2 protein-coding genes and 1 pseudogene are annotated in these 2,934 nt (G+C 56.4%); 2 read left to right on the forward strand and 1 reads right to left on the reverse strand.

The window, feature by feature from the left end; all coding sequences use genetic code 11:
- Positions 1-631, reverse strand: a 631-nt coding sequence (locus tag ACLP2E_RS22325; RefSeq protein ID WP_442467169.1) for a c-type cytochrome, incomplete at its 3' end; no start/stop codon positions are given.
- A gap of 68 nt (positions 632-699) precedes the next feature.
- On the opposite strand from ACLP2E_RS22325, the gene ACLP2E_RS22330 reads away from it, so the two are divergent.
- Together ACLP2E_RS22330 and ACLP2E_RS22335 are read left to right on the forward strand one after the other, a co-directional pair.
- Positions 700-2,091, forward strand: a complete 1,392-nt coding sequence (locus ACLP2E_RS22330; protein ID WP_442467170.1) for an efflux RND transporter periplasmic adaptor subunit — start codon at positions 700-702, stop codon at positions 2,089-2,091.
- 81 nt (positions 2,092-2,172) lie between these two features.
- Positions 2,173-2,289 (forward strand): annotated as a pseudogene (locus ACLP2E_RS22335) (transposase); the annotation flags it as partial.
- Positions 2,290-2,934: the final 645 nt, after the last annotated feature.

The raw sequence follows: 2,934 nt of genomic DNA on the forward strand, positions 1-2,934 counted from the left end.
CGCTGCGCACGCCGGCGCTTGCGGCGTAGTCCCAGAAATAGCAGCCGGAACTCGCATCGATCGAATAGACATGGCCGTTTTGGGCGCCGATGAAAACGCGACCTCCGACGATCGTGGGCTGCCCAAATATCGCCACAACGCCGGGGATGCCGAACGCCCATTTCACGTCCAGCCGCTGCAGTTGCGTCGCGCTGACGCCGGGGTCGGCCTGGTACCGCCAGTTTTCCGCGTTGGCGCCCCAGCCGTGGAATGATGGGCCGTTCAACGAAAATACCCGCGTCTGGTTGCATCGCCCTGCCATCGGTGCCTGCGCACCGAGCTTCTGGCCGGTGAGGTATTCCGCCAATGAAACACGCTGATTGGGCGAGAGGTCTGAGCCTTGCGCTTTCATGATGCCGTTGGTCAACGCCTCCACGATGAAGTCGGGCGACATCGCGTGCAGCGAATCGCGGGCGGGCGCGTGCGTCGACGGATTGTTGTGGCAGACAGCACAGGTCTGCTGGAACACCACCTCCTGCGTGCTCTGCGGCGATAATGTGGACTGCGCCGACGCAAGGCTGGTCGCAGACATCATGATCGCCCCGGCGAGAATGAGGATGCACTGCAACCGTGCGTCGCTCCCCAAATTCATCGGCTAAAGAACTCCTATGAGGGTTGAGGCTTTGACACGTCCGTTGGTTTTACTTGTCAATAGACCCTTTGCTGAAGTTCGGCTCAGTTCTCAATGACGGGAGTTTATCTTCTCGCTCTCCGAAACTCGCTGCGATTTCAGAATTTAGGATTATCCTGCTGCGCAGCTCCGGAAAGGGGCAACCCGAGAACTTTCAAAATGCGCCCAATCCCGGCAGCCCACTTCGTCACGTGGCCATGTCGCATGGAGGTCAGAACATGATGAACGATCGACTCCGTCGCGTGAGAACTGGAGCAATCGATGAAACAAGAAAACTATTCGGGATATTTATCTATCTCTGGGTGTTGTTGAGTTTGTTTTCATTTCATAAAGCGCTTGTTTTGAATGAAGAATACTTAATTTACGATCAAGGGTTTGCTCTTATCAATGCCTTAGCATTAGCAAAAGTCATTCTGCTCGGAGAGTATTTTCATGTCGGAGAAAGGTTCAAAGATAGGCAGCTGATTTATCCAATCCTATTCAAATCTGCGGTTTTTGCGGCGCTACTGATTTGCTTCCATATAATCGAAGAAACGTTTATCGGAATATTCCATGGTAAGACGTTTTTTCAAAGCATTCCTAGCATTGGCGGCGGAAAATTACAGGGAATACTCATGGTCGGTGTCATCATGTTCGTCGTGCTGATGCCATTCTTTGCCTTCAGAGAACTCGATCGAGCCATCGGGACGGAGAAGTTACGCTCCCTCTTATTCGGCGACAAAACCGAGGCTGGCGCGACTTCGCCTATTATGCGGACGAGCTGGCGAACAGCGGCTGCCGCCGCCTTCGCCGTTCTGGTTATCGGCGGCGGCTGGCTCATTTGGGCCCTCAATCGGGGCACTGCGACGCACAACGTCACGCAAAAGCCCGAACCTGGTTCTGTGGTCGGTACTGTGACCGCGAGCGTCGTTGGAACGGCGGCGACCACGCCACTCGGCGCCCGAGTATCCGGCGTGATCCAGGCGGTCGAATGCGGAGCCAACATGAAAGTGAAGGCGGGCCAATTCTGCGCGAAAATAGATCCCCGCCCTTTTCAAATCATGGTCGATCAAAACAAATCCGATCTAGCGAAAGCGGAGACTCGCTTCGAACGGGACAAAGCGGCTCTCACCGAGGCCAAAGCAGCCTTCGAGCACCGCGAGGCGCTGGCGAAGCGTCGGGCCATTTCCCAGAAAGCGATCGACAAGTCGCGCAATGCCTATGAGCAGGCGCAGGCGCGGACGAAGCACGACGAGGCAACAGTCGCCCAGCTTCAAGCAGCGCTTCAATCTGCCGAGACCGACCTTGGCTATACTGAGATCGTTGCGCCCGTAGACGGAACGGTAGTCTCGCGCAACGTCGAAATAGGCCAGACAGTCGCGGCGGGTTCGGAGGCGCCGCCACTGTTCCTTATCGCAACAGATCCTTCTGCGCCAAACTGAGCGAGAACGACATTAGCAAGGTTAAGCTCGGCGACAAGGCCTCGTTCACGGCAGTGTCCTAATCGAACCAAGCCTTCGCCGGGCGAAAGTGATAATACCGGCAGCATCTCAAAGTGCGGCGATGGACGGCTCCGCACACTGCTCTATGAACCCGCCAATGTGATGCTGACCCGCTACAGCGGTAGTCTCGCGCTCAAAAAACTAGACGCTCGACATTGCCCAGCGAGACCATCGGCGCGACCTGATCTAGCGGTGATGGGAATGGGTTTGATGCCAGCAGTGCGGCTGGAGGGCGCCACAAACCGCCGACGCGGTACTTCCCGCTTGATAGGCATCTGCGGCAATGCCAAATTTCCGGATCGAGTGGAACCGGGGAGGGATCATGGACATGAAATCGACGGCCGATCGCGGCGCGGGTGCCGCGCGAACTTTTCAGTGTCCGGCCTCAAGCACCAAGACAATGATTTGAACGTGATTGAAAGTGCCGAGGCAGCTGCGGCGCTCAAGCGCACTTTCGATCCTTGCGCTCACTTCTCCGGATGCGCGAGGTGCCCGGCGTTCTGCAATGCGTAACGTTGGCCGTGGCCGCACGCCGGGCGGGGTGAAGTGATGATAATTCCCTCGCGTTCGAGAGCCGCGCGAACGTACCAGGCGACTTCGATATGATGAGCCGACCGAGACTCCGGACCACTGACTTGTAGCCAAGCGGTTCGAATTGCGGCGGCTAGAATTTCGTCGATGTCAACCATCGAAATTTTTCAAAACAAAACTCGAAGAACTACGAAATAAACAACCCCATTTGACCGCCGAAAAAGTTTCGAGGAGAAACGTGGGGCCGCCGCC

The sequence above is a fragment of the Rhodoblastus sp. genome (assembly GCF_052145335.1).
Classification (GTDB): domain Bacteria; phylum Pseudomonadota; class Alphaproteobacteria; order Rhizobiales; family Beijerinckiaceae; genus Rhodoblastus.